The organism is Streptomyces sp. NPDC002209 (genome assembly GCF_042890265.1).
Taxonomy (GTDB): domain Bacteria; phylum Actinomycetota; class Actinomycetes; order Streptomycetales; family Streptomycetaceae; genus Streptomyces.
Map to the genome: position 1 here is coordinate 62,032 of NZ_JBIARX010000009.1, position 24,314 is coordinate 86,345.

Annotated in this window: 23 protein-coding genes; 10 read left to right on the forward strand and 13 right to left on the reverse strand. The window is 72.0% G+C overall.

Translation table 11 applies throughout. The features are described from left to right. The first annotated feature begins 14 nt into the window (after window positions 1-14). Together ACFYXK_RS19275 and ACFYXK_RS19280 are read left to right on the forward strand one after the other, a co-directional pair. On the forward strand, window positions 15-1,463 hold the full coding sequence (locus ACFYXK_RS19275) for an MFS transporter (RefSeq protein WP_389412185.1): 1,449 nt from the start codon (window positions 15-17) through the stop codon (window positions 1,461-1,463). Then, the gene (locus tag ACFYXK_RS19280) at window positions 1,460-1,855 is read left to right on the forward strand and encodes a cupin (protein WP_389412186.1); all 396 of its coding nucleotides are present in this window, start codon (window positions 1,460-1,462) and stop codon (window positions 1,853-1,855) included. The genes ACFYXK_RS19275 and ACFYXK_RS19280 overlap by 4 nt, the downstream gene beginning before the upstream one ends. A gap of 99 nt (window positions 1,856-1,954) precedes the next feature. On the opposite strand, the gene ACFYXK_RS19285 is transcribed toward ACFYXK_RS19280, so the two are convergent. The 6 genes from ACFYXK_RS19285 to ACFYXK_RS19310 all read right to left on the reverse strand — a co-directional run bounded on the left by ACFYXK_RS19285 (window position 1,955) and on the right by ACFYXK_RS19310 (window position 8,597). Then, a complete protein-coding gene (locus ACFYXK_RS19285; protein ID WP_389412187.1) occupies window positions 1,955-2,554 on the reverse strand; it encodes a hypothetical protein in 600 nt (199 codons plus the stop codon). A gap of 119 nt (window positions 2,555-2,673) precedes the next feature. Continuing rightward, window positions 2,674-4,083 (reverse strand): MATE family efflux transporter, encoded by a 1,410-nt coding sequence (locus tag ACFYXK_RS19290; RefSeq protein WP_389412188.1) that lies wholly within the window; start codon window positions 4,081-4,083, stop codon window positions 2,674-2,676. Between the two features lie 4 nt (window positions 4,084-4,087). Beyond that, window positions 4,088-5,116 carry a cysteine synthase family protein gene (locus ACFYXK_RS19295; protein WP_389412189.1) on the reverse strand — a complete coding sequence of 343 codons (1,029 nt, stop codon included), beginning with the start codon at window positions 5,114-5,116 and terminating at the stop codon, window positions 4,088-4,090. A gap of 67 nt (window positions 5,117-5,183) precedes the next feature. After that, window positions 5,184-6,554 (reverse strand): Y4yA family PLP-dependent enzyme, encoded by a 1,371-nt coding sequence (locus tag ACFYXK_RS19300; RefSeq protein WP_389412190.1) that lies wholly within the window; start codon window positions 6,552-6,554, stop codon window positions 5,184-5,186. Next, the gene (locus tag ACFYXK_RS19305; protein ID WP_389412191.1) at window positions 6,545-7,570 is read right to left on the reverse strand and encodes an ornithine cyclodeaminase family protein; all 1,026 of its coding nucleotides are present in this window, start codon (window positions 7,568-7,570) and stop codon (window positions 6,545-6,547) included. The genes ACFYXK_RS19300 and ACFYXK_RS19305 overlap by 10 nt, the downstream gene beginning before the upstream one ends. A gap of 31 nt (window positions 7,571-7,601) precedes the next feature. After that, window positions 7,602-8,597 (reverse strand): TauD/TfdA family dioxygenase, encoded by a 996-nt coding sequence (locus ACFYXK_RS19310; protein WP_389412192.1) that lies wholly within the window; start codon window positions 8,595-8,597, stop codon window positions 7,602-7,604. A 354-nt stretch (window positions 8,598-8,951) separates the two neighbouring features. Between ACFYXK_RS19310 and ACFYXK_RS19315 the strand changes: the two genes are divergently transcribed. Genes ACFYXK_RS19315 through ACFYXK_RS19330 form a run of 4 tightly spaced genes read left to right on the forward strand, consistent with a single transcriptional unit; the run spans window position 8,952 to window position 13,829 of the window. Further along, window positions 8,952-10,469 (forward strand): ABC transporter substrate-binding protein, encoded by a 1,518-nt coding sequence (locus tag ACFYXK_RS19315; RefSeq protein ID WP_389412193.1) that lies wholly within the window; start codon window positions 8,952-8,954, stop codon window positions 10,467-10,469. Then, window positions 10,466-11,476, forward strand: coding sequence for an ABC transporter permease (locus ACFYXK_RS19320; RefSeq protein WP_389412194.1), 1,011 nt, complete (start codon window positions 10,466-10,468; stop codon window positions 11,474-11,476). The genes ACFYXK_RS19315 and ACFYXK_RS19320 overlap by 4 nt, the downstream gene beginning before the upstream one ends. Next, the gene (locus tag ACFYXK_RS19325; RefSeq protein ID WP_389412195.1) at window positions 11,473-12,330 is read left to right on the forward strand and encodes an ABC transporter permease; all 858 of its coding nucleotides are present in this window, start codon (window positions 11,473-11,475) and stop codon (window positions 12,328-12,330) included. Before ACFYXK_RS19320 ends, ACFYXK_RS19325 begins: the two co-directional genes overlap by 4 nt. After that, complete coding sequence (locus ACFYXK_RS19330; RefSeq protein ID WP_389412196.1) at window positions 12,327-13,829, forward strand: ABC transporter ATP-binding protein; 1,503 nt, start codon at window positions 12,327-12,329, stop codon at window positions 13,827-13,829. The genes ACFYXK_RS19325 and ACFYXK_RS19330 overlap by 4 nt, the downstream gene beginning before the upstream one ends. Before the next feature lie 21 nt (window positions 13,830-13,850). Here the strand turns inward: ACFYXK_RS19330 and ACFYXK_RS19335 are convergent, their stop codons facing one another. Beyond that, on the reverse strand, window positions 13,851-14,324 hold the full coding sequence (locus tag ACFYXK_RS19335) for a hypothetical protein (RefSeq protein ID WP_389412197.1): 474 nt from the start codon (window positions 14,322-14,324) through the stop codon (window positions 13,851-13,853). A gap of 121 nt (window positions 14,325-14,445) precedes the next feature. Next, the gene (locus ACFYXK_RS19340) at window positions 14,446-15,120 is read right to left on the reverse strand and encodes a DedA family protein (RefSeq protein ID WP_389412198.1); all 675 of its coding nucleotides are present in this window, start codon (window positions 15,118-15,120) and stop codon (window positions 14,446-14,448) included. Between the two features lie 154 nt (window positions 15,121-15,274). On the opposite strand from ACFYXK_RS19340, the gene ACFYXK_RS19345 reads away from it, so the two are divergent. The 4 genes from ACFYXK_RS19345 (at window position 15,275) to efeU (ending at window position 18,757) form a co-directional block, all read left to right on the forward strand. Then, window positions 15,275-15,646, forward strand: a complete 372-nt coding sequence (locus tag ACFYXK_RS19345) for a BlaI/MecI/CopY family transcriptional regulator (protein ID WP_389412199.1) — start codon at window positions 15,275-15,277, stop codon at window positions 15,644-15,646. Then, window positions 15,643-16,581 carry a M56 family metallopeptidase gene (locus ACFYXK_RS19350; protein ID WP_389412200.1) on the forward strand — a complete coding sequence of 313 codons (939 nt, stop codon included), beginning with the start codon at window positions 15,643-15,645 and terminating at the stop codon, window positions 16,579-16,581. The genes ACFYXK_RS19345 and ACFYXK_RS19350 overlap by 4 nt, the downstream gene beginning before the upstream one ends. A gap of 157 nt (window positions 16,582-16,738) precedes the next feature. Beyond that, a complete protein-coding gene (efeO, locus tag ACFYXK_RS19355) occupies window positions 16,739-17,890 on the forward strand; it encodes an iron uptake system protein EfeO (protein ID WP_389412201.1) in 1,152 nt (383 codons plus the stop codon). A 21-nt stretch (window positions 17,891-17,911) separates the two neighbouring features. Next, entirely contained in the window at window positions 17,912-18,757 is an 846-nt protein-coding gene (gene efeU / locus ACFYXK_RS19360) for an iron uptake transporter permease EfeU (RefSeq protein ID WP_389412202.1), read from the forward strand. Window positions 18,758-18,887: 130 nt separating this feature from the next. Here the strand turns inward: efeU and ACFYXK_RS19365 are convergent, their stop codons facing one another. The 5 genes from ACFYXK_RS19365 to ACFYXK_RS19385 are packed head-to-tail and all read right to left on the reverse strand — an operon-like array spanning window position 18,888 to window position 24,310. Next, complete coding sequence (locus ACFYXK_RS19365) at window positions 18,888-19,625, reverse strand: response regulator transcription factor (protein WP_389412203.1); 738 nt, start codon at window positions 19,623-19,625, stop codon at window positions 18,888-18,890. 23 nt (window positions 19,626-19,648) lie between these two features. Further along, window positions 19,649-22,294, reverse strand: a complete 2,646-nt coding sequence (locus tag ACFYXK_RS19370; RefSeq protein ID WP_389412204.1) for an FtsX-like permease family protein — start codon at window positions 22,292-22,294, stop codon at window positions 19,649-19,651. Window positions 22,295-22,305: 11 nt separating this feature from the next. Further along, entirely contained in the window at window positions 22,306-23,016 is a 711-nt protein-coding gene (locus ACFYXK_RS19375; protein ID WP_389412205.1) for an ATP-binding cassette domain-containing protein, read from the reverse strand. After that, complete coding sequence (locus tag ACFYXK_RS19380; protein WP_389412206.1) at window positions 23,013-23,711, reverse strand: ABC transporter ATP-binding protein; 699 nt, start codon at window positions 23,709-23,711, stop codon at window positions 23,013-23,015. The genes ACFYXK_RS19375 and ACFYXK_RS19380 overlap by 4 nt, the downstream gene beginning before the upstream one ends. Continuing rightward, entirely contained in the window at window positions 23,711-24,310 is a 600-nt protein-coding gene (locus tag ACFYXK_RS19385; RefSeq protein WP_389412207.1) for a hypothetical protein, read from the reverse strand. The genes ACFYXK_RS19380 and ACFYXK_RS19385 overlap by 1 nt, the downstream gene beginning before the upstream one ends. Between the last annotated feature and the right edge of the window lie 4 nt (window positions 24,311-24,314).

The window sequence follows — 24,314 nt, forward strand, 5'->3', positions numbered from 1 at the left end:
GTTACTTTCTATACATGTATAAAAACTTGCGGGGGCGACCCCGGTCCGTGCTGGCGGCGGCGGCCGTCGCCCAGTTCGTCTTCGCCCTGGACATGTCGGTGGTCAACGTCGCATTGCCCGCGATCCGCAGCGCGTTGGGATTCGCGCCACTCGACCTGTCGTGGATCGTGCACGGCTACGCGCTCACCTTCGGCGGACTCCTGTTACTGGGGGGCCGCGCCTGTGACCTGTACGGTCACCGTCGGCTGTTCGTGGTGGGCCTGGCCGTCTTCGGGATGTGCTCGCTGGCGGGCGGGCTGGCCCAGGCGCCCTGGCAACTGATCGCCGCCCGTGCCGGACAGGGGCTGGGTGCTGCCGCGGCCGCCCCAGCCGCGCTGGGGATGCTCACCACCGCCTTCGCCGAGGGCCCTCGCCGGGTCCGGGCACTCGGGGTGTGGAGCGCGGTGAACGCCGCCGGAGGAGCGCTGGGATTACTGGCAGGTGGTCTGCTGGCCGAGTACGCGGGGTGGCGCTGGGTGATGCTGATCAACCTGCCCATCGTGGCGGCGGCGCTCGCGCTGGTTCCGGCGGGTGTGCCCGCAGCGGCACGGCCCGCCCGGGGCGAGCGGCCGGACGTGCTCGGAGCCGTCCTGGCCACCGGCGGAGTTGCGCTGCTGGTGTTCGGCGTGGTCCGCACCGACATCCGGGGATGGGGGTCCCGGGACACCGTGGCGATTCTTGCCGCCGCGGCCGTGCTCCTGGCCGCCTTCGTCCTCGCCGAGTACAGGGCCCCCGCGCCCCTGCTGCGCCTCGGTCTGCTGCGCAGCCGCTGGGTGGCCGGCGCCAACGTGCTGGTGTTCCTCGCCGCGGCCGGGCAGTTCGCGGCGTTCTATCTCGTGTCCCTGTACATGCAGCAGGTCCTGGGCATGGGTGCCGCGGCGACCGGCGCCGCGTTCCTGCCCTTCTCCGTGAGCCTGGTGGCGGGCGCCGTCGTCGCGACCCGCGTCACCGCGGCACGCACGCCCCGAACCGCCCTGGTGCCCGGCGCTCTGCTGGCCGCGGCGGGCCTGGCCTGGTTCGCCTTCATCAGCCCCGGGGGCGGCTTCCGCACCGACGTGCTCGGCCCGTGCCTCATCTCCGGCGTCGGCGTGGGTCTGGTCATGGCCCCGGTCGCCGCCGCCGCGACCACCGGTGTCGCCTCCCGCGAGGCCGGCATGGCCTCCGGCCTGTTCAACAGCTCCCGCCAACTGGGCGGCTGCGTCGGCCTGGCCGCCCTGGCCACCATCGCCGCACACCGCACCGGCACGGCCACCGACCCCGCCGCGCTCAACGACGGCTACGCCCTGGGCCTGGCCGTCACCGCCGGCCTCTTCGTCCTCGCGGCAGTCGTGGCGATCGGCGTACTGCCCCGGCGCCAGGCCGCCATGGCTGCCCCGCAACCCGCCGCCCCCACGAAGAACCGACTGGAAGGAACGCCATCATGACGACGACCCCCATCGACCTGTTCGCCTCCGCGCTGCAGTTCCGCCCCGACGGCGACGTCCGACCCGCCGAACGACGGATGACGGGCAGCGACTCCGGCGCCTGGCAGATCGCGACTTTCCACGTGGAGACCGACGCCGACGTCCACGCCGACCACTGGGAGATGCACCCGGAGGCCGACGAGGCGGTGTGCTGCCTGACCGGCGGCGTTCGTCTCCACTTCCGTCCCACCACGCCCGGCGGCGCCGAGGACATGGTGCAGTTGCAGGCGGGCACCGCCGTGATCGTCCCCCGTGGCCGCTGGCACCGCCTGGAGCTGAACGCCCCCAGCGACCTGATGTCGATCACCCTTCGTCACGGCACCCGCCTCGAAAGGCGCACCGACAGTCACTGACCGGAGGGCGGCCCGGCAGATTCGCTGCCGGGGAGGAGGGCGCCGGCGTGTCATCGTCCGTGCTCGTCGCGCAGACATCCCGCATGATCGCTCCGCTGATCAGAGCTCTTCAGCCGAGGTGTCGGTGGCGTCGGGTTCGGCGCGCGTGACCAGGCGGTAGCCGGATGCGCGCCTGCGTCGGTTCGAGCGCGGGCCGGCTTGTACGGTGCGCCCTTGCAGGATGGCGGCATCGAGGAGTTTGTCGACGGCGGGGTTGTTGCGGCGCATCCGTGTGAGTTGATCGCGCCTGAGACCGACTGCTGCGGCGGCCGTGCCGACGTGGATCCCTTGGGCGATGGATTGCAGCAGGATGCGGAGGCCGAACGCATTGGCCTGTCCTGGCGGCGTCACTTTGTGTGCGCCGGCCATGGCGGCGGCGGCGGACATCGCGGTGTCGAAGGTGGTGTCGCTGCTCCGCCAGTTGGCGAGGAGGGATTCCGTGATGCCGGCCGCGGCCGCGCATCCTGCCGGGCCCAGGCCCATGGCGGCCGCGCGCAGGGCGTTGGCACGCCGAAGGTCGGTCTCGGCGGTGTGGTCCGGACGGCCGTGGATCGCGCTGATCAAGGTCTGCTCGATGTGGTCCGAGGACGTCAGCTGGGCGACCAGGTCCCCTGCCCGTTCTTCAGGTCGGCCTGCTTCTTCCGGTTTCGGATTCTTCAATGGCTGCGAGCCTCCTGCCGGACTGTCTCGGTCTCCGAGCACATTGTGCAGGTGGGACCGGCCTGTTGGCAGGCCGGTCCCAAGGAAGGAGTCACTCGCGCGGGTTACACGGCGAAGGGCTACGCGACGGCGGGTGCGGGGTGCGTCTGTGCGTGGCGGTTCAGGGACTGGGAGTAGCGGCGCAGGAGGAGGGCGGCGGTGGTGGCGAGACCGGTGAGGAGACCGAGCCAGATGCCGAGCGTGTCGAGGTTCAGCGCGTAGGCGAGGAGCCAGGAAGCGGGCAGTCCGACGGCCCAGTAGCCGATGAGGGTGATGCGGAAGCCGCTCTTGGTGTCGTCGAGGCCGCGCAGGAGTCCGACGCCGATGTTCTGGGCGCAGTCGAAGAACTGGAGGAAGGCGGTGACGAGCAGGAGCTGCGTGGCGATGGTGAGGGCCTGGTCGGACCCGGAGTCGAGGAAGGGCGCCAGGATCAGCCGGGGAATCGTGAGGTAGAGCAGCCCGACGACGGCCATGACCGCGGCGGCGCAGGCCAGGGCGGTGTTCTTGATGCGGCGGGCGTCGTCGTGGTTGCCGAGCGCCAGTTCGCGGCTGACGTTGATGGACGCGGCGTGCGAGAGGCCGACGGCGACCTGGAAGACGATGTAGACGAGCTGGTTGACGGCCGTGTGCGCCGCGAGTGCGTCCGGCCCGAAGGAGCCCGCCATCAGGGCGGTGATGGAGAAGAAGCCGGCTTCGGAGCCGTAGGTGGCGGCGATGGGGACGCCGAGGCCGACGAGGCGCCGCACGGTGGCCCGGTCGGACTTGGTGATGTCCAGGGTCAGGAGCGGTGCCAGCTCCTTGTCCTTCTTCGCGGAGAGGTACAGGGCGAGGAAGGACAGCAGGTAGACGCTGGAGGTGGCGATGCCGACGCCGGTGAGGCCGAGCTTCGGGAGGCCGAAGGTGCCGTGGATGAGGACCCAGTTCAGGCCCGCGTTGACGGCGATCGAGGCGATGGTGATCTGCAGGAGGGCCTGGGGGCGGCGCATGCCGACGGTGAACTGGCGGACGGCCTGGAACCAGAGGCAGGGCAGCAGGCCGGGGGCGAGCGCGAAGAGCATGGTCTGGGTGAGGTCGACGACGTCCGCGTCCTGGCCGAGCCAGGTCAGGGCCTGGCCGATGAGGATCATCAGGACCGCGCCGGCGAGTCCGGCGAGCGTGGCGACCGCCATGCTCGCCCGGACTATGGAGCGGACCTCGTCGTGCGCTTGCTCTCCTGCCGCGCTGCCGTCGCCCTCTTCGGTCTTCCGCTCGGCGCGGGCGGCCGCGGAGGCTATCTGGTTGCCGACCGAGGTGAGCAGGCCGACGCCCATGGTGCGGATCTGGTTGAAGATGACGATGGCCAGGCCGCCGGCGGCGAGTTCCGTGGTGCCGAGGAGGCCCATCATCACCGTGTCGGTGGTGGTCAGCGCCACCTGGGCGAGCTGGGTGAGGATCAGGGGCACGGCGAGGACGCCGAGGGCGCGGCTGTCGCGGAGGAGAGTCTTCAGCATGGGTTTATCGGTTCCCGCGGAGTTTGGTGAGTAGCTCGTCGATTTCCCGCTCGGCCTCGGCGTCGAGGAGATCGCGGTCCTGCATCCACTCGTCGTTGAAGACGGTGTCCATGTACTTCTCGCCGCCGTCGTTGACGAGGGCGACCATAGTGGTGCCCGGCGGCAGGGTGGGCAACCGGGTCAGGGCCTCGTAGACGACGCCGCCGGCGGAGCCACCGATGAGGAGCCCGGTACGGGCGACGGCGCGGCAGGTGGCGAAGGCCTCGACGTCGCCGACCTTGACGCCCTCGTCGATGAGGTCGAAGTCGACGAGCGCGCCGATCTCGGCGCCCTCCGGCGTACCGGTGCCGGACTGGTAGTAGTCGTGGGCGGGTCCGCCGAAGGCGATGGAGCCCTTGGGCTCGACGCCTATGACGGTGAAGCCGGACATGAGCGTGGTCAGCTCCCGGCTCGTGCCGCACAGGGCTCCGCCCGTGCCGACGGCGCCTATGAGGACGTCGATCTTCCCGTCGAGGGCCTCGACGAGTTCGTGGGCGACGGGGAAGTAGCCGACGCCGTTGGCGGGGTTGTTGTGCTGCTCGGTGAAGATGGTGTTGTCCTGGCCGCGGGCCATGTCCTCGGCCAGTTCCTCGCGGGCGGCGGTGGCGAGTTCCTCGGCGCCGTCGTCGACGACGTAGACCAGTTCGGTGCCGAGCGCCTTCATGCCGCGGAGCTTGTCCACGCAGGCGTGGTTGTCGACGACGGCGGTGAAGGTGTAGCCGCGTTCGGCGGCGATCACCGACAGCCCGAGGCCGGTGTTGCCGGAGGTGGACTCGATGATCCGGCCGCCGGGCCGCAGCTCACCGGACCGCTCGGCGGCGTCGATCATGGCCCGTGCCATACGGATCTTGGCCGTGCCGGTGGGGTTGAACATCTCGAGCTTCAGCAGCAGTCGGCTGCCGGTCTCGGTGGAGGCAAGTTCCAGCAGCGGGGTGTAGCCGATGAGATCGGACACGCGGGAGACCACGGCAGGGCGCGTAAGGGCTCCGGGCATCGGTAACTCCAGAAGGGTGTGGGAGGCGGCAGGCAGCAGGCGGAGGGATGCGCTCGGGGGCGGTACGTCAGGTGAAGTGGCGGTCGAGGCGCCAGCGCGGGCGCGGCTCGTCGGTGCGATCGACGACGACCTTGGGCGGCAGGGCCAGGTCGTGGAAGGGGGACTCGTTGGAGTCCATCTGGTAGCCGGCCGTGTTCGGGTAGACGAGCAGGTCACCGGTGCGGGGGCGGCAGCGGAAGGGAATCTTCCGCCAGGTGAGCATGTCCGATTCCAGGCAGGTGGCCGCCCCGACGCTCGCCGGGAAGACGCCCTCGGGGCTGTCCGGGTCCTGCGGGATCAGGATCGGGTCGGGCAGGTACTCGCTGTTGAACCACTGCTCGGACAGGCTCAGGCTCGTCCCGTCCACGGTCAGGATCTGGTATCCGTCACGCTCCTTGACGCCCTGGACCCGGAAGACCGTCGCCCCTGCCTGGTGCAGCAGTGCCCGTCCCGGCTCCAGGAGCAACAGGACGCCCGCGTCCCGCACGAGCCGGGCCAGTGACTGCTCGTGGCCTTCGGGCTGGGTGGCGAGCAGTGCGGCCAGGGCGTCGGCCCCGGCCAGGGGGGAGTGGTACGGGTAGAAGTCGCCGGTGTGGAACGTCTTGCCCGCGTGGTAGTGGCTGCTCTTGTGCTCGGCGAGGAAGGTGTGCCAGCTGTCCGCGTCGGTGTAGCTGATGGGCAGGCCGCCGCCGATGCTGATCCGCGAGGCCTCCAGCCCCTGGACGCGTGCCTTGAGGCACAACTCGACGAGGCGGGCCGCCAGGTCGGCCCGCGGCTGGAGGGCGTAGCCGGACAGGTGGAAGCTGAACCCCTCCATCCGGACGGCGTCCCCGGCCTGGACGCACCGGTCCAGGGCTGTGGCCAGTTCGGCTTCGGTGAGCCCGAAGCGGCTGTGCGGCTGGGCCGGCGGCAGAACGCGCAGCAGGATCCGGGAGGGCCGGATCTGGCCGGTCAGGGCGATGGTGACGAGGGCGTCGAGCTCGTCGAGCGCGTCCACGGCGACCAGCGCCCCGTGCTGGACGGCCAGTTGGAGGAGCGCCGGGTCCTTGGCGGGACCGGTGACGACGAGGTGCTCACCCCGCACGCCGTGGCCGAGGGCCTCGCGCAGCTCGGCCACGGAGGCGACGTCCACGCCGGCCCCGCCCGCCGCGGCGCGTTCGACGAAGAGCGCGGCCTTGTTGGCCTTCTTCGCGAAGTACACGAAGCCGTCGACCCCGGCCGCTGCGAGCGCGCCCTGCATGGCCCGCAGGTTGGTGTCGAAGGCGTCGGGCAGCAGGAAGTGGAACGGGCCGCCGAACGCGTAGGCCAGCTCGGGAAGAAGGCCGCTGGCCAGGACCTGATCGGCGGCTGCGTCGGGCAGCACCGGGAGGGTGGGCAGGGGGCGGCTGTTCACTGCCACAGCGCCACCTCGGTGCCCAGGCCCTGCGCGAGGGCGAGCTGCGCGAAGCGGTGGCCGAGGGCGATGTCGGTGACGACGAGGCCGCTGTTGTACGCGAAGATCCGCTCGTCCGGGCCGGTGCGTCCGGCGCTCTCGCCCGCGAGGACGGGCGGGAACTCGGAGTCCACGGCCGGGAGTTTGCCCTCGGCGTCGGCCATGTCCGTGCCCGTCACGTTCATCTGCGCCTCGCTGGTGGCGATGACGCGGTCGGCCTCGTGCAGGGTGGAGGGCGCCAGGCCGTGGCCGACGAGGATCGACAGCGCGCCGGGCTTGAGCCAGGAGGCCTCCACGGCGGCCTGGGTGTGCCCGCCGGCGGTGGCGACGATGACGTCGGCATCCGCGGCCGCGGCCTGCAGGTCGGTGACGATCTCCACGTCCCGGTCGGGGAAGTACGTGCGCAGCTGCTCGCGGACCGCGGCGATGCCCTCGGGGTGCGATCCGGACAGCATCAGCCGGTCCAGGTCCGGCAGGGTGGTGAGCAGGAAGGGCAGCGCGAGCCGCCCCTGGGTGCCGGTACCGATGACCAGGGCGTTGCGGGCGCCGGGGGCGGCGAGTTCGCGGGCCAGCAGGGCGGAGACGGCCGGGGTGCGCAGGGAGCCGATGCGGGAGCAGTCCATCATCGCGACGGGCAGGCCGGTGACGTCGTCGTAGATCGTCAGCGCGGTGTAGTAGTGCTGCTCCTCGCGGCCCTTGTCGAGGCCGTGCTTGTAGGAGGTCTTGATGGCGACGACCTCGCGGGAGCCGTCGCGGCCGAGCATCGCGTAGGAGACCGAGTGCCCGTCCTGCGGCTTGACGGTCAGTTTCCGGGGGTTGTCGGACTGGCCGGCCTGGAGGGTGCGGTAGGCGCCCTCCACGGTGGCCACCACGTCGGCCAGGGATATGTCGATCCCGGCGAGGTCGGTGGTGGACAGGATGCGCAGGTGCTTGTCGTCGCCGGATGCGGCGGCGCCGGCGGGGGCGGCCGAGGTGTCGGTCATGGTGGTCTTCCTCCGGGTACGGGGCGGGTGGTCAGCTCGCGTGTGCTTCGAGGGCGCTCTGGCCGTAGCCGTGCTCGTCGGCCTCGGCCTCGGGGCGGGTGCGGCGGCCGGGTACGCGGACGGAGGCACGCTTGAGCCAGCGGTCACTGCCGTCGTAGCGGGCCCGGAAGGGCACTCGGCCGTGGACGACGAGGTCGTTGTCGACGACCAGGATTTCGCCCGGGCTGAGGCTGACGGCGACCGAGACACGGGCCAGTTCGTCGGAGAGGCGTCCGTACGCGGAGCGGTAGGCCTCGTCGGCTTCGTCCAGCGGGGTGTACGCGGGGTCGAAGCGCAGCGTCATGCCGTCGTCGGTCGCGAACAGGGTCGGCACCGCGGGCGGGGCCTGGTCGGCGTAGCCCTGGGCCTCCTCGTAGGCGTCGTCGGGGAGGATCGGCAGCGCGGGCCCGGTGAGGAGATCGATGTCCTGGTCGGCGAGTCGGGTCTTTCGGATGCTGGCTGCGGTGGTGGCGATGTTTTCGTGGTTGCGCATGCAGCCGAGCATCAGGAGGTGGGCGCGGCCTGGGTGGAAGGCGTCCTCGGTGTGAGGGCTGAGAAGTACGGTGCTGCTGGCGCCGGTCTGTTCGGTCTCGTGGCCGGGGGAGGGGACGATGTTGTGTACGAAGCGTCCGTTCTGCTGGCCTTCCCAGGCGATGGGGTTGCCCATCACGGTGGCGAGGAGAAGCAGGGCGATGTCGTACACGGCGCCGCTGTCGCCGGCGGTGGCCCAGCTCGAGGGCGTGTCACCGATGGTTTCGTCGTCGACGTCGAGGCCGCGCAGGACGAAGAGGCCGTCGGCGGTGTCCACGGGGCGGCAGTGCTCGCGCAGGGTCTCGCTGAAGCCCTGGGCGATCTCGGCGACCCGGGCCAGGAGTTGGGGACTCGTGGCGGAAGTGCCGAACTCGGCCAGGATGTTCTCCGCGGCTCGGCGAAGTTCACCCACGGTCTGGGCGTCGAGCTCGCGGACGGGTGCGGCTGCCGTGCTCATGGCGAAGAGATCCGTTTCGTCGGATGGCAGGGGGATCCGCGGTTCTGGGTACGGTCTCCCGCGGTCGGACGGCGGAATTGCGTAACGAGCAAGATGCGACGGGTGGTTGGAGTCCTGTCGTGGATCTGCGGAACCGGCGAACGACTCGAACCGTAACATCAAACTGAGGTAAGGCAAACCTTACTCTCCGGTCGCGCGAGGGCGATATTCGGACATGCATCCCATCGCGGTCGCCGACTTGCGGTAATGGTTGTCATTAGGGTAGGCAACCCTAAGCATCTCCCCCGTTGCTTCAGTGGATCGAGGACGTAAGTGAACTTCAACAGGCGCCAAGTGTTGTGGGCCGGCGGAGCGATGGGCGCGGCAGCGCTGCTCGCCGCCTGCTCTTCGGGGAGCGGGGACACCGGCACCGACAAGGCGGCCGCCGGGGACGGAAAGCCGAAGAGCGGCGGCACGCTGCGGATCGGTGCGCTGGGCCGTGCCGGCGCCATCACCCGTGACCCGCACGGTACGCAGGCCAACGAGAGCGACTACCTGGTCATCGCCCTGGTCTTCGACACCCTCGCCATGCCCGGGGCGAAGTCCAACACCGTGCCGCGCCTGGCCGCCTCCTGGGAGCACTCGGAAGACCTGAAGACCTGGAAGTTCAAGATCGCCCAGGGTGCCGCCTTCCACGACGGGACCCCGGTCACCGCCGAGGACGTCGTCTGGTCGCTGCGCCGCCTGCGCAACACCAAGTCAGGAGCCTCCCGTCTGCCGGGAGTCAAGGGCCCGGAGAGCATCACGGCCGAGGGCGGCGACACCGTCGTCATCGTCTCGGACTACGCCAACGCCGACTTCCCCCTCCTGACGCGGCTCACCACCTTCGTCATGAAGAAGGACACCGCCGACGACGCGCTCGACAAGGCCCCCGGCACGGGCCCCTTCAAGCTCGACTGGTACCGGGGCGGCAACGCCCGCCTGGTCAAGAACGAGAAGTGGTACGGCGGCACCGTGCACCTCGACGCCATCGAGGTCACCATGTTCGAGACCCCGCAGGCGATGGCCAACGCCCTGCTCGCCGGGCAGATCGACGTCGCCTCCAACGTCGGTGCCGTCGCGGCCCGTACCGCCGAGACCCGCAAGGACATCCAAGTCCTGCGCCGTCCCAACGACATGGCGATGCCCATCGTCATGCGCGCCGCCGCCGGCAGCCCGTTCGCCGACCCCCGCGTGCGCGAGGCGATGCGCCTGGTCGTCGACCGCGACGCGATGGTCAAGCAGGTCCTCTCCGGCTACGGCACCGTCGCCAACGACATCCTGGGCACCGGCGACCCCGCCTTCGCCAAGGACATCCCCCAGCGCAAGCGCGACCTGGACAAGGCCAAGAAGCTCCTCGCCGAAGCCAACTTCGACCTGTCCAAGACCTACTCCCTGGTGACCACCGAGGACATCTCCGGACTCGCCGAGTCCGCAACCCTGTTCGCCAACCAGGCCCGCGAGGCCGGCATCAAGGTGGAGGTCGTCAAGCAGGAGTCCGGCGCGTTCTGGGACAAGACCTGGAAGACCGGCGACTTCTACACCACGTACTGGGGCACCAACGACTCGGTGATCTTCTTCGCCTCCAAGACCATGGCGAGCGAAGCCGGCCAGAACGAGGCCGGCTGGGCCGACCCCGGCTTCGACGCCGCCTACCGCAAGGCCATCTCCACCGCCGACGAGAAGGAACGCACCGCCGCCCTCAAGGAGCTCCAGCAGATCGAGTACGAGCGCTCCGGCTACCTGCTGTGGGGCATGGCCGACGGCATCGACCTGGCCGTCGCCAAGGTCAAGGGCCTTCCCACGCTGCCCGGTTACGGCCGCGTCCAGCTCGAGAACGCGTGGCTGGCTTGAGCCGCACGGGCCAGCAGCGTGCTGTGGCCGCCCCCGTCACGACGGGGGCGGCCGCAGCGCAGCGCCGCGCCCGCCTGCCGCTGCGTCTCGCAGCCGCCGTCGCCCGGCGCGCCCTCATGCTGGTCATCCTGCTCGCCGTGGTGTTCGCCGCCGTCGAACTGCTCCCCGGTGACGCCGCGAGCGCCAGCTCGGAACGCGGCGACAGTGCCGCGGACGTCGAGGCACGCCGACACCTCCTCGGCCTCGACCGGCCCGTCTGGGAACGCTTCGCCGACTGGATGACGGCCCTGCCGACCGGGGATCTCGGCACCAGTGCCCGTGGGCAGAAGGTCACCGACCTGCTCGCCGATCCCCTGCCCAACACCCTCGTCCTCGGCGGCACCGCCTTCGTGCTCACCGTCATCGCCTCCCTCGCCCTGGGCTGCTGGGCAGCCACCCGTCCCGGCCGCCTCACCGACCGCTTCATCGGCCACACCTCCACCGCCGCGTTCGCGATACCGGAATTCGTCGTCTCGGTGGCCCTGCTGCTCGTGCTGTCGCTGTGGACCGGCTGGCTTCCCGCCGTCACCCTCACCGGAGCCGACGGTTCGCCGGCCAGCTGGACGATGCTGGTCATGCCGGTGCTGGCCCTGGTCATCCCACAGACCGGCTGGAACACCCGCATCGTCCGCGGGGCCCTCGCCGACCAGGCCCGCACCCCGCACGTCGAAGCCGCCCACCTCGACGGACTGCCCCTGGCCCAGGTCGTGATCAGGCACGCCCTGCCCGGAGCGGTCCCCGCGATCGCCACCGGCATCGCCACCTCCACCGGCATGCTGCTCGGCGGGGCCGTCGTCGTGGAGACCCTCTTCAACTACCCCGGCATCGGCGCGGTCCTGGCCTCCGCGGTCAGCAGCCGCGACACCCCGCTGATCGCCGGCGTCGTCGCGTGCGCCGGAGCCGCCATCAGCCTCGTCCTGCTGGCCGCCGATCTGCTGCGCGCCCGCATCCTGGGAGCACGCTCATGACCGCCGTCCCCGCCAGCGCCGCTGCCGCCGGTGCCCGACCCGCCCGCACCAGGGCTCGGACGGTGCTGCGCATCGGCCCCGGCCTGCTTCTGGTCGTCCTGGCCCTGACCGGTCCCTGGCTCGCCGCTCACCCGCTCGACAAGCCCGTCACCGCGCCGTACGCGGCCGCCGGCGACGGAGCGGTGCTGGGTGGGGACCAGCTCGGGCGTGATGTGCTGAGCCGCCTCCTGCACGGTGGCACCGCCCTCATCGCAGGTGCCCTGCTGATTGCCTTGGTCGTCACCGCCGTTGCCACCGTGGTGGGCGCTCTCGCCGTCCTGCGTCCCCGCCTCGGAAGCGCCATCGAGCGCACCGCCGACGTCTTCATCCTCCTGCCGCCGGTCCTCGGCATCATGCTGATCGCCCTGGCCTGGCCCGGCGGCGGACGCTGGGCCGTCATCGCCGCCGCCATCGTCCTGGGCACCCCGTACGCCGTCCGGATCGTCGCCTCCGCCGCCGCGCCGCTGGCCTGCGCGGGATACATCGAAGCCGCCACCGCCCGCGGGGAGGGCTCGGCGTACATCGCCCTGCGGGAACTGCTGCCCAACCTGCGCGCCACCGTCCTCGCCCTCTTCGGACTGCGGTTCGTCGAAGCCGTCTACGTGATCTCGATGGCCGGCTTCCTCCAGATCGGTCCCCAACCCCCGGCGGCCGACTGGGCCTTGATGATCCGCGAGAACGCCCCCGGCATCCTCCTCAACCCCTGGGCCGTCCTCGCCCCGAGCCTGGCCATCGCCGTCCTCGCCATCAGCTTCAACCTCGCCTCGGCCTCCCTCGCCTCCCGCTCCGCACCCAAGGCGGTCACCACCCCGTGAGCGACACCGCACCCGCCCCGGCCCCCCGGTCCACCCTGGCCACGGACCCCCCTGTGGCCACGGCCGCCGGCCTCGAAATCGCCGTACCCGGCGGACCGGTCCTGCTGCATCCGGCATCCCTGACCGTCCGGCCCGGGCAGGTCACCGCCCTGACGGGACCTTCCGGCTCCGGCAAGACCACCCTGCTCCGCGCACTCATCGGCCACTTCCCCGACGGCGCGGCCGTCACCTCCGGAACCCTCGACGTCCTGGGCCACCGGCCCGACGTACTGGCACCGGCGGAACTGCGGAACCTGCGCCGCCATCGCATCGCCTACGTCGGCCAGGACCCCGGCTCCGCCCTCAACCCCCGCATGAAGATCCGCAGCATCGTCGCCGAGACCGCCACCGACCCGAGCGACGAGGCCGTGCTCGGCCTCCTGCGCGAGTGCCGCCTCCCGGTCGACGACGGCCTCCCCGACCGGCGGCCCACCGCGATATCCGGCGGCCAGCAGCGCCGCGTGGCCCTCGCCCGGGCCCTGGCCCGCACCCCCGAGGTCCTCCTCCTCGACGAGCCCACCGCCGGACTCGACTCCGCCCTGCGCGACGAGATCGCCGAACTGCTCCGCGACCTGGCCGCGAGCCGGGGCCTGGCCGTCGTCATGGCCTGTCACGACCCCGAACTCGTCGAAGCCTGCGCCGACCATGTCGTTCGCCTCACCGCCCCGCAGTCGGCACACCTGCCGTCCCAGCGGGCCGCCGGACCCGACGCCGTCCCCGCGGCGCCGGCCCCCACCGCGGTCGGGGAAGGGCTGCGCGCACAGGGCATCAGCGTCGCCTTCACCCACCGCGCCGGCCGCCACCAGGCTCTGGACGCCGTCGACTTCAGCGCCGCCCCCGGAACAGCCACCGGCATCGTCGGACCCTCCGGCTCGGGCAAGACCACCCTGCTCCGCATCCTGGCCGGACTCCACCCCGCGGACTCCGGCAGCCTCACCCTGGACGATCACCCGCTCGCCCTCACCGCCCGCAAGCGCCGGCGCGAGCACCACCGGCGGATCCAGCTCGTCCCGCAGAACCCCCTCGACGCCCTGAACCCCTCGCGCACCGTCGGCGACGCACTCACCAGGCCCCTGCGCCTGCACAGCGGACTGTCCCGGCGGCAGATCGCAGGGAGGGTCGGCGAGCTCCTGGAACAGGTGGAACTCCCCGCTGACTTCGCCGCCCGCCGTCCCGGCGAGCTCTCGGGTGGCCAGCGCCAGCGCGTCTCCATCGCCCGCGCCCTCGCCACCGATCCCGGCTACCTGCTGTGCGACGAGATCACCTCCGCCCTCGACCCCGAGACGGCGGCGACGGTCATGGACCTGCTGGCCCGCCTGCGCACCGAACGCGGTCTGACCACGGTGGTGGTCTCCCACGAGCTCCACCTGATCGCCGCGTACACCGACACCGTGCACCTCCTGGATGCCGGTCGGCTGACGGCCCGCGGGTCCACCGCCGAGCTCGTCCCCGGCCCGTGAGCGGCTGAGGTCGTGCCGACCTCAGGGGTTCCGTGAGATCTCCCCGGCCACGGTCGTCAGCGCCTGGGTGAAGACGGCGACCAGTGCGCCGGGCATGGCGTAGCCACGGATGCGCCGGTCTTCGTCGGGGTGGGCGGTGGGTGTCAGCGGGACCTGGATCCCGGCGGGCCACAGCCCGCGCCGGGCACCGCGGGCAACCGCGTTCGCGAGCGTGATGTTGACGCCCTTCCAGGCCTCTTCGCCGTTCGGGCCGCGTAGCGTCTCCACGCAGGCCCAGCCGGAGCCGTCGACGACGTGACGCAGGACGTTGACGGCGCGGGCCGGCAGGTCGCGTACCAGGTGGGCTGCACGCTCGGGGGTCCAGTCGCTCTCCACGAGCACGGTGGCGCCGCCGGCGCCGGGCGCAACGGGGGAGTGGTGGGCGACGAGCGCGAGGACGCCGAGGGCTATCTCACTGCCGAGGTCATCCGGGATGTCCTCGATGACGATCCGCATCGCCGCTCCTTCCTCTGTCGGTCCGGTTCCGGAGGAGCGTATGTCACCGTACGGGCCCGGTCCGGTCGGGTGTGGCTGCCGCAGGACCCCTCGCCGTCGCCGCGCTGCCTGCGAGCGGGCGTCAGGCGCTGCCGTCGGCGCGGGCGCCGCGCCTGGAGCGCAGCAGCTCCAGGCCGACCGGGATGAGGGAGAGGGCGACGATGACCGCGATGATCGGGAGCAGGTAGTGGTCGACGTTGGGCACGGAGGCGCCGAGCGCGTATCCGGCCAGGACCAGGCCGACGGTCCACAGCAGACCGCCCAGGACCTGCCAGAGGGCGAAGGTGCGGGCCGGCACGTTCAGGATCCCGGCGAGGGGGTTCAGCATGGTCCGCACGATCGGCAGGAAGCGGGCCAGGACGATCGCCTTCGCGTACCCGTAGCGCTGGAGGATCTCCGCGGCCCGGGCGGAGCCTTCGCTGATCTTGCGGGACTTGGTTCGGGTCAGGAACGCGGGCCCTGCCTTCCGGCCCAGCAGGTATCCGGTCTGCGCGCCGACGAGGGCGCCGGCCGCCGAGGCGAGGAGGACCCAGGGCAGTGACAGGTGCCCCGGAGAGGAGGCCGAGCCCGCGCACAGCAGTCCGGCGGTGAAGAGCAGCGAGTCGCCGGGGAGGAAGAATCCGAGGAGCAGGCCGGTCTCGGCGAACAGGATGACCGCGATGCCGATCGTTCCGAACGCGGCGAGCAGGGACTGGGCGTCGAGCAGGTTCACGGCGAGGTGTACCGGCGGTGCTGCGGCGAGCTGCGTGAGGGGCATCGGACGGTCCCATCGATAATGGTGGTCGGGGTGGGGCTCACCGCCGCGGACAAGAGACTGCCGGACCGCCTCGGATGCGGTCCGCCTATTCTCTGTCTACGGGACAGTAGTCGGTCTACCTCACTGTAGACGATCTCCGTGAGAGGAAGGTTCCATGACCGACAGAGCGAGCGAACGCCGCCCGGCCGGCGAGCTGGAGGCCAGCGTCCTGGCAGCCCTGTGGGCCGCGGGGAAACCGCAGTCCGCGGCGCAGGTCAGGGAGGCGATACCGCAGCCGCTGGCCCGGACCACGGTGGCGACGCTCCTCGCCCGGCTGCACGAGAAGGGCGTCGTCGACCGGAACCCGGGCGGGAGGGGCTTCCTGTACTTCGCGGTGGAGGACGCGCACGGCCTCACCGCTCGCCGGATGCACCGCGAGCTCGATCAGGACGGCGACCGCAGCGTGGTCCTCGCCCGGTTCGTCGAAGGGCTCAGCTCCGACGACGAGGCGGAGCTCAGGCGCCTGCTGGAGGGAGGCGATCGGTGATCGCGCTCCTGATCGTCCCCCTCCTCCTGCCCTGGATCCTGCCGCCGCTCGCCCGGCGCGCGGCCGGCCGGGTGCGGCCCGACGTCGCGCTGTGGTCGATCACCACCGCCGCCGTGGTGCTTGCCGTCGGGGTCGTGGTGTGCCTGGGCGTCCTGCTGCTGCCGCTGGCTCTGACGATCCCGCCCCTGGCCGCCCTCGTTCACCTCATCCAGCCGCTCCGGGCGGGCCCGGCGCCCCTGACCCTCGGGGTCTCCGTGTTGTCCGCCGGAATCGCCGCGGTCACCGGCGTCACCGTGCTCCGGCGTGGATGGTCCGAGGCGCAGCGCCTGCGTACCGCCCACGGCGATGTGGCCCACCTTCCGCACGTCGGAGGGTTGTGCGTACTGGACGACTCCCGCCCGGACGCCTACGTTCTGCCCGGCCTGACCGGCCCGGGCCGGGTCGTGGTGACCAGTGGCATGCTGCGCTCCCTGGACCTGCACGAGCGTGAGGCGCTCCTGGCCCACGAGCGCGCCCACCTGGCCTCGCGCCACCACCTCTTCCTCGCCGCGGCGCAGCTCGCCGGATGGTGCCACCCGGCGCTGGCCGCCGTCATCCCGCAGGTGTCGTTCGCCGCCGAACGCGCCGCCGACGAATCGGCCGCCCGCGCCACCGGCGACCGGACCCTCACCGCGCGGGCCGTGGGGCGTGCAGCGCTGGCCGCCACCCGTGGCGGCGTGCGGCCCCGGGGGTCCGTGCTCGCGGCGGGCGCTGTCACCGGACCCGTTCCCGCTCGGGTGAAGGCCCTGCTCGCCCAGGCGCCGGCCCGGCGTGTGGCGCCCGCGCTGCTGGCGATGGCCCTGCTGTGCACCATGGCGGGCGCTTCCTCTCTGGCCGGGTCGATCTGGCTCCACCGCGGTGTCGAAATCGCCCAGGGGGAGTACCTGTCCGACTGAACTCCGCCCGGCCCTCGAGCCGTCGTCGGATCTCCGCCTCCACCACCTCCGGATCGGCACGCTAAGGGCAGCCTTCCCTTACCGTCTACATGTGAGTAGACTCCGCGTCGGCCGGGTCCTTCCCGGTGCTCGCATCCCCGCGTGAAACGAGGCCCCCATGTCCGCGAGATCCCGTCATCTGCTGGCCGGCACCAGCACCCTCATAGCGGCCGTCGTATCCCTTTCGGGATGCGCCCAGAAGTCCGCGAGCGGCGACGGTGCGATCAAGGTGACTGCCTCGGATTCGACCTGCGAGGTCTCCAAGGCCGAGTTCCCGGCCGGGCACGTCACCCTGGACGTGGAGAACGCGGGCTCCAAGGTCACCGAGGTGTACGTGCTGTTCCCGGACGACCGGATCGCGGCGGAGCGCGAGAACATCGGCCCCGGTACCAAGACCTCGATCACCGCCGAGCTCAAGGCGGGTGACTACCAGATCGCGTGCAAGCCGGGCATGAAGGGCGACGGCATCCGACAGCAGGTCAAGGCCACCGGCCAGAACACTGCCGCCAAGCGGAGCCCCGAGGCGGATGCCGCGGTCGCCGCCTACCGCGCCTACGTCCTCGAACAGGCCCAGGAGACCTTGCCCAAGGCCAAGGAGTTCGCCGACGCCGTCAAGGCGGGCGACCTCGAAACGGCGAAGAAGCTCTACGCGCCCTCCCGCATCGGCTGGGAGCGTACCGAGCCGGTCGCCGAGTCCTTCGGCGACATCGACCCCAAGGTGGACGTCCGCGAGGACGGCCTGGAGGCCGGCCAGGACCCGGCGAAGGACTGGACCGGCTGGCACCGCCTGGAGAAGGCGCTGTGGCAGGACGCCAAGATCGGCGACCGGGAGAAGGAGCTCGCCGACCAGCTCATGACCGACTTGGGCGACTGGGTGAAGAGGGTCGGCACTGCCGAGATCACCCCCACCTCCATGGCCAACGGCGCCAAGGAACTCCTCGACGAGGTCTCCCGCAACAAGATCACCGGCGAGGAGGACCGCTACTCCCACACCGACCTCGTGGACTTCAAGGGCAACCTCGAAGGTGCCCAGAAGACGTACGAACTCCTCAAGCCCGTCGCCGCGAAGAACGATGCCGGGCTCACCAAGGACCTCGACACCCAGTTCGCCGCGCTGACCGCCCTGCTGGACAAGTACCGCACCGGCGGCAACGCCTACGAATACGCCTCCTACGAGAAGGTGGACGACGCGCAGCGCAAGGAACTCTCCGACGGCGTGAACGCGCTCGCCGAACCGCTGTCCAAGCTCGCCGCCGCCGTCGTCAAGTAGTCCGGAAGGACGCAGCCACTCATGTTCGGCAACTTCCTCATCGGACTGCGCGAAGGCCTCGAAGCGAGCCTCGTCGTCTGCATCCTCGTCGCCTACCTCGTCAAGACGGGCAACAGGCGCCAGCTCCCGCCCTTGTGGGCCGGTGTCGGCATCGCCGTCGCCCTCAGCCTCGCCTTCGGCGCCCTTCTCCAGTTCGGCTCCTCGACCCTGACGTTCCAGGCCAAGGAAGCTCTCGGCGGCACCCTGTCCGTCCTGTCCGTCGCCCTGGTCACCTGGATGGTGTTCTGGATGCGACGCACCGCCCGCCACCTCAAGAGCGAACTCCAGGACAAGCTGGACGCCGCCCTCGCCGTCGGCACCGGCGCGCTCGTGGTCACCTCGTTCTTCGCCGTCGGCCGCGAAGGCCTGGAGACCTCCCTGTTCATCTGGACGGCGGTCCAGGCCACCGGCGACGGCGTCCGACCCCTCATCGGCGCCCTCCTGGGACTCGCCACCTCCGTCGTCCTCGGCTGGCTCTTCTACAAGGGCGCCCTGCGCATCAACCTGGCCAAGTTCTTCCGCTGGACCGGAGCCATGCTCGTCGTGGTCGCCGCAGGCGTCCTCGCCTACGGCGTCCACGACCTGCAGGAAGCCGGCATCCTGCCCGGCCTGCACAGCCTCGCCTTCGACATCAGCACCACCATCCCGCCCGACTCCTGGTACGGCACCCTCCTCAAGGGCGTCTTCAACTTCCAGCCCGACCCCACCGCTCTCCAGGTGGTCGTCTGGGGTCTGTACCTGACCCCGGTCATGGCCTTCTTCCTCGCCCCCGAACGAACCCGGCCACTTTCCCAGCCGGAGGCGACGGGGACACCGACCGCCGGATAGGCGGCCTGGGCCTCCGCCCTCCGATCCGCTGCGGCACTGGCAGCGGCCCACGGGCTGAGCGTCGACGGCGCGGCCATACCTGCGATGGTCCAGGTCGCGATGGTGGCGCTCGGCCGAGGAGCGACCCCGCTCATCCCCGGTCCTCTTCGAGGCGGTATCCGTAGCCGCGCAGGGTGGTGACGGTGGGCGGGTCCACGGGCGGTTGCGCGTCGGCCGCAGCCTGCTGGAGGCGCCGGCGGAGCGAGGCGAGGGTGACGTCCAGCGTTTTGGTCGGCCCGAACCAGTTCTCGTCCCACACCTGCGCCATCAGGTCCTCGCGGGACACGGCCGCGCCGGTGTGCCGGACCAGGACGGTGAGCAGGTCGAATTCCTTCGGGCGCAGGGGGACTTCGACGTCCCCGACGAGGCATGTGCGGGCTCGGATGTCCAAGGTGACGTGTCCGACCCGGTACGTCGTCTCGCGGTCGCCGTGAGCGGTGGGGAGGCGGCGCAGGTGTGCGCGCAGCCGCGCCAGCAGTACGGACAAGGTGAACGGCTTGACGAGGTAGTCGTCCGCTCCGGCGTCGAGCCCGGCGATGACGTCGATCTCGTCGGTTCGGGCGGTCAGGATGACGAGCAGCATGTCCGGGTGGCGGCTGCGCAGTTCGCGGGCGACGTCGATGCCGTCGATGTCGGGCAGGCCGAGGTCGAGCAGGACGACGTCCGGGGGCGTGGCGTCGGCGGCGGTGAGACCGTCGCTGCCGGTGCGCCGCCAGGCGGTGTCGTATCCGTGGCTGCGCAGTCCGGTGTCGAGGTGCCGTCCGATGGTGTCGTCGTCCTCGATCACCAGGAGGACGGGAGCGGGGCTGCGGTCCTGGGGCGCGGGCATGGTCAGCAGCCTAGGCGCACGCCTCACAGTTCGCGCAGTTCCTCGACGGGCGGGCGGGAGGAACGTCGGGCGGCGTTGAGCGCGGCGGCGGTGAGGGCCGCGACGGTGGCGACGGCGGTGAGGGTGAGGTAGGCCCAGGGGACCGCGATGGTGGCGGGTGGCGGGTCGAAGACGCCGGTGAGGACCTTGACGAGCATCTGAGAAAGGGACCAGCCGATGAGCGCACCGCCGGCGAGCCCTCCGGCGGTCAGCACGGCCGCTTCGGTGAGGACGAGTCCGCGCAGTTGGCGCCGGCCGGCGCCGAGGACGGTGGCGAGGGCGAAGGTGCGTCGCCGCTCCGCCAGGCCGAGGGCCAGGACGATGCCGCCGGAAGCGGCCGCCAGCAGGAGGGCGAAGCCCAGTTCGATCCGGGTGAGTCCGGCCAGGTCCACGGCGGTGAGGCTGGAGCCGACGGCGGAGCGGGTCTGGGCGAGGTCCGTGACCGTGGCGGTGGTGCCCAGCTGTCGGCGGAGCGCGGCGGCGATGCGGTCCTGGTGCGCGCCTCCGGTGTCGACGAGGAAGGCGCCGACGGCGTCGTTTCCCGTGCTGCGTGCCACGTAGTCGGCGTTGGCGACGAGGAAGCTGTCCTTGGGTGCGGTGGGGAACTCCTTGACGATGCCCGCGTAGTGGAAGGGCACGGCCCGCAGGGCATGGGTGCGGCTGTCCTGGAGCCGCAGGTTGACCGTGTCGCCCGGGGTCAGGCGGAAGTCCTTGACGGTCTCCTCACTGACCAGGAGGGCGTCGGGGCGGGCGGTGAGGCGGGCCATCAGGGAACGGGCGGTGCCGCCGGCGAAGTAGGCGTCCTGGAGTGAGGTCGCCGTGGCGATCGTGGCGGGCTGCACGCCGTACAGGTCCTGGAGGTCGGCGCCCACGTACGCGAAGCGGTGCTGGAGGGGTTCCACGTGTCCTACGCCGGCCACCTTCAGGGTCGATGCGGCGCCGGGGCCGACGCGGACGCCGGGGGACTGGGTGACGGTGACGTCGGCGCCGTTGGAGAGGCGGGCGTCGACCTCCGCCTGCTGGCGGTAGGTGGCGTTGAAGACGGCGGTGGAGGCGGCGAAGGACAGGGCGAGCGCCAGCAGGACGATCGCGCGCGCCAGCGGGAGGCGCCTGCGCGACATGCTCGCCACCGTGGTTCCGGCGAGCGTGCCGGTCAGGGGCCGGGCCAGGGCGGCAAGAGGCCGCCGCCCGTGGGCAAGGGCCAGATAGGAGAGGCGCCACAGCAGCAGGGCGCCGCCGAGCCACAGCAGGGCGGGCCCCAGGAAGGCCCAGTAGGACACGGAGATGCTCGGCACTCCCTCGGGGGCCAGTACGAGGGCGTACTGGTTGCCGCTCGCCGCCTTGAACACCAGCAGGGAGACGGCGAGGAGGACGAAGTCCAGGCCGAAGCGCATCCACCGGGGGGACCGGGCGCGGCCCACTTCGCGACGGGCCCCGGCGACCGTGCCCAGGCGCAGATCGCGCAATGCGGGCAGCAGGACCGCCGTGCCGGCGACGGCGAGACCCAGCAGCAGGGCGAAGGCGGACCAGGCGACCGTGGAGGCGGTACTCGCACCGAACGAGGCGGTGCCGAAGGCGGCCCGGCCGGTGAGTGCGGCGATGCCCACCCCGAGCAGGCCCCCGGCGAGGCCGACCACGGTGGCCTCCGCACCGGCCAGGGCAGTGACCTGACGGGTCGGCAGGCCGCGGGTCCGCAGGAGGGCCTGCTCCCGGCGCCTGCGGTCGGCGCCCGCCCCCGCCACCGCGGCGGTCAGCAGGGCGGCGAGCACCGCGCCGGGTACGCCGAGGAACAGGAAGAGCACCTGGGCGTAGAGGGCGTCCTTGCGGGCGGCGTCGAGTGCGGCGCCCAGGTTGTCCCCGACGACGGCTCCTCCCGAGGTGCGGGCTTCCAGGTTGCGGGCGGCGGCGGTGACGGCGGTGTAGGCGGCCGCGGGGTCTGCGGGCAGCGGTGCGTCGCGGGCGATGTGGATCTGGGTGGTGACGGCGGCCGGGTCGACGGCGGCGACCGGTGCGGTCAGGCGGGCGAAGAGGGCTTGCGGCAGGAGGATCACGTTGTCGGGCGGGGCGCTGGGCTGGGACTGGGGCGGGGCGCCGACCTTCTGGAACAGGGAGTCGGCCTGCGGGAGGTCCACGACGCCCGCGACGGTGACGGAGGCGGGTCCGGTGCCGGGCAGGCCGATGGAGACGGCGTCCCCTGGGGTCACGTGCAGATTGGCAGCGGTCTGCTGGGCGAGGAGCACCCCGGTGGTGGCGCCGGTGAGCGGGCGGACGGCGCCCGGGAAGGTCTGGCGGTAGGCGTCGGGGAGGCCGAGCACGACACCCGGTCCGGTGCTCTGGGTGCTGCCTGCTCCGGTGCTGGCCTGGAATCCGGTGCTGCGGGCAAAGCCGACGGGCTCGGCGCTGCGTACGCCGCCGGCGGCGCGGACCGCGGCGAGGACCGTGCCGGGGTCGGCGCCCGGCTGGACCTCGGCCTGCCAGGCGACGGCCACGGAGCGCACGGCGCGGGCCGTCATCGTGGACTTCGACGCGGTCAGGAAGGAGCCCAGGGCGGCGACGAGGGCGACGGCGAGGGCGATGCCCGCGGCGGTGGCGGCGAGCCGCCCGGCCCGGTGGCGCAGTAGTCCCGACACCCACGAGATGATCACGGCCGGGTCCCTTCGGATGCATCCGTCGGCGCGTCCCCGGGCGGGTTGGGCCCGGTCCGCAGACGGCCGTCGTGCATGGACCACTGCTCCGTCAGCCGTCTGGCGACGGCGGGGTCGTGGGTGGTGACGACGAGAGCGGCGCCGAGCGCGTCGGCGGTGGCCAGGAGCACGTCGACGACATGCCGGCCGGTGGTGCGGTCGAGTTGCCCCGTGGGTTCGTCCGCGAGGATCAGGCGGGGCGCCGCGGCCAGTACCCGGGCGACGGCCACCCGCTGGGCCTGGCCCCCGGACAGTTCCTCCGGCAGCTTGTCCGCGAGGCCGGTGGCGGCGACGAGGGCGAGAGCGTCCAGGGCACGCCGCCGGGCCGACTCCTGCGGATGACCGGCGAGGACCAGAGGCAGCGCCGTGTTCTCCACGACGTCCAGTGCGGGGATCAGGCTGGGTCCCTGGAAGACGACTCCCACCTGGACCGGCACCGGTCCGCGGACCAGGCCGGGCCAGGAGACCCGGCCGGTGGTGGGTCCCTCGAGGGCGGCCATCAGGTGCAGCAGGGTGGACTTGCCCGAGCCCGAGGGCCCGGTGATCGCGATGCGGTCGCCGGTACGGACCTCGCAGGTGGCGCCGTGGACCGCGACGACCGCCGCGGCCCCCGCGCCGTAGGTGCGGGCCGCGCCCTGGCAGCGTACGAGGACGTCGGCACTGGTCACGGCCCGCTCCTTCCGTCGCGCAGGGTGATGACCCGGTCGGCGATCCTGACGACTTCGGCGCTGTGCGTGACGAGCAGTACTCCGGAACCCGCCCGCGCCCGTTCGCGCAGCAGCTCGAGGATCCGCTGCTCGGTGGTTCCGTCGAGCTCGCCGGTGGGTTCGTCGGCGAGCAGGACGTCCGGGTCGTTGGCGAGGGCGACGGCCAGTCCCGCGCGGGCGAGTTCACCACCGGCCAGTTCGCGGGGCAGCGCCGCGCCCCTGGCGTGCAGGCCGACCTGGTCGAGGAGTTCGGAGCTGTCGAGCCGCTGTGTGCCGGGCGCGCGGCCGGCGGTCTGTGCAAGGCGTATGTTCGCGCGGAGGTCGAGGTGGGCGAGGAGGTTCCCGGACTGGAGGAGGATGCCGATGCGACGGGCACGGATGCGGGCCCGTTCGGACTCGGGGCGATGGCTGAGGCGCTCGCCGGCTATGTGGACGACGCCTCCTTGGGGTTCGTCCAGCCCGGCCAGGCAGGCGAGGAGCGTGGACTTGCCCGAGCCGGACGGGCCGGTGACGGCAACGGTCTCCCCGCGCCGCACCCGCAGGCAGACGCCGCGCAGCGCGAGCGTCTCCTCCTCGCCCGTGCGGTAGAACCGGTACAGATCGCGCGCGGTCAGCACCTCGGCTTCGGCTCCCGCCCCGGTTCCGGCCGGGCCCATCACTGCCACCTCAGGGAGTCGGTGACGGTACGCCAGGGGTCGACGTTGTCGGCTCCGACGGGTCCGGACAGGGTGAGGACGGCCTGGCGTCCGTCCTTGAAGAAGGCGTAGCGCTCGAAGGAGTCGCGGACGACCTTGCCGGTCACGGAATCGGCGGGACCGTCACCCTGGTAGGTGAGGACGACGGCCTGCCCTGCCGGGCGGGACACGGTGGAGACCTTGCCCTCGGTGAAGCCGCGCACCTGCCCGCGAAGCGCCGGTACGACGGCAGCGGTCACGTCCCGGGGCGTGGGAGCGGCGGTGGCGGGGGCGCTGACGATCTCGATCCGGTTCAGCTTGTCCGTGAAGCTGACGCCGCCGTCGGCCGCGTCCGTGCGGGACCACCCTTCGGGGACCTTCACGGTGAAGCCGCCCCGGTCGTACCGGTAGGCGACGTAGGCCTGGTTGTCGGGGATGTCACCGGCCGGGTTCGACTCCACCGGGGCCGGCGCGGTGGCGGCCGGCGGGGCAGCGGCGGGCCGGGAGGAGCTGCCGCATCCGGCGATCGCCGCGCCGGTCACCGCGAGTGCGGCCAGGGGGAGGGCAAGAGTGCGTCGCATGGTC

Bases quoted from the DNA above. Each gene is read 5' to 3' on its own strand.
- ACFYXK_RS19305 (WP_389412191.1), bottom strand. From the start codon at position 7,570: ATGACCGACACCTCGGCCGCCCCCGCCGGCGCCGCCGCATCCGGCGAC.
- ACFYXK_RS19310 (WP_389412192.1), bottom strand. From the start codon at position 8,597: ATGAGCACGGCAGCCGCACCCGTCCGCGAGCTCGACGCCCAGACCGTG.
- ACFYXK_RS19275 (WP_389412185.1), top strand. From the start codon at position 15: ATGTATAAAAACTTGCGGGGGCGACCCCGGTCCGTGCTGGCGGCGGCG.
- ACFYXK_RS19335 (WP_389412197.1), bottom strand. From the start codon at position 14,324: ATGCGGATCGTCATCGAGGACATCCCGGATGACCTCGGCAGTGAGATA.
- efeU (WP_389412202.1), top strand. From the start codon at position 17,912: ATGTTCGGCAACTTCCTCATCGGACTGCGCGAAGGCCTCGAAGCGAGC.
- ACFYXK_RS19365 (WP_389412203.1), bottom strand. From the start codon at position 19,625: ATGCCCGCGCCCCAGGACCGCAGCCCCGCTCCCGTCCTCCTGGTGATC.
- ACFYXK_RS19380 (WP_389412206.1), bottom strand. From the start codon at position 23,711: ATGGGCCCGGCCGGAACCGGGGCGGGAGCCGAAGCCGAGGTGCTGACC.
- ACFYXK_RS19325 (WP_389412195.1), top strand. From the start codon at position 11,473: ATGACCGCCGTCCCCGCCAGCGCCGCTGCCGCCGGTGCCCGACCCGCC.
- ACFYXK_RS19290 (WP_389412188.1), bottom strand. From the start codon at position 4,083: ATGCTGAAGACTCTCCTCCGCGACAGCCGCGCCCTCGGCGTCCTCGCC.
- efeO (WP_389412201.1), top strand. From the start codon at position 16,739: ATGTCCGCGAGATCCCGTCATCTGCTGGCCGGCACCAGCACCCTCATA.
- ACFYXK_RS19280 (WP_389412186.1), top strand. From the start codon at position 1,460: ATGACGACGACCCCCATCGACCTGTTCGCCTCCGCGCTGCAGTTCCGC.
- ACFYXK_RS19385 (WP_389412207.1), bottom strand. From the start codon at position 24,310: ATGCGACGCACTCTTGCCCTCCCCCTGGCCGCACTCGCGGTGACCGGC.
- ACFYXK_RS19295 (WP_389412189.1), bottom strand. From the start codon at position 5,116: ATGCCCGGAGCCCTTACGCGCCCTGCCGTGGTCTCCCGCGTGTCCGAT.
- ACFYXK_RS19315 (WP_389412193.1), top strand. From the start codon at position 8,952: ATGGGCGCGGCAGCGCTGCTCGCCGCCTGCTCTTCGGGGAGCGGGGAC.
- ACFYXK_RS19340 (WP_389412198.1), bottom strand. From the start codon at position 15,120: ATGCCCCTCACGCAGCTCGCCGCAGCACCGCCGGTACACCTCGCCGTG.
- ACFYXK_RS19345 (WP_389412199.1), top strand. From the start codon at position 15,275: ATGACCGACAGAGCGAGCGAACGCCGCCCGGCCGGCGAGCTGGAGGCC.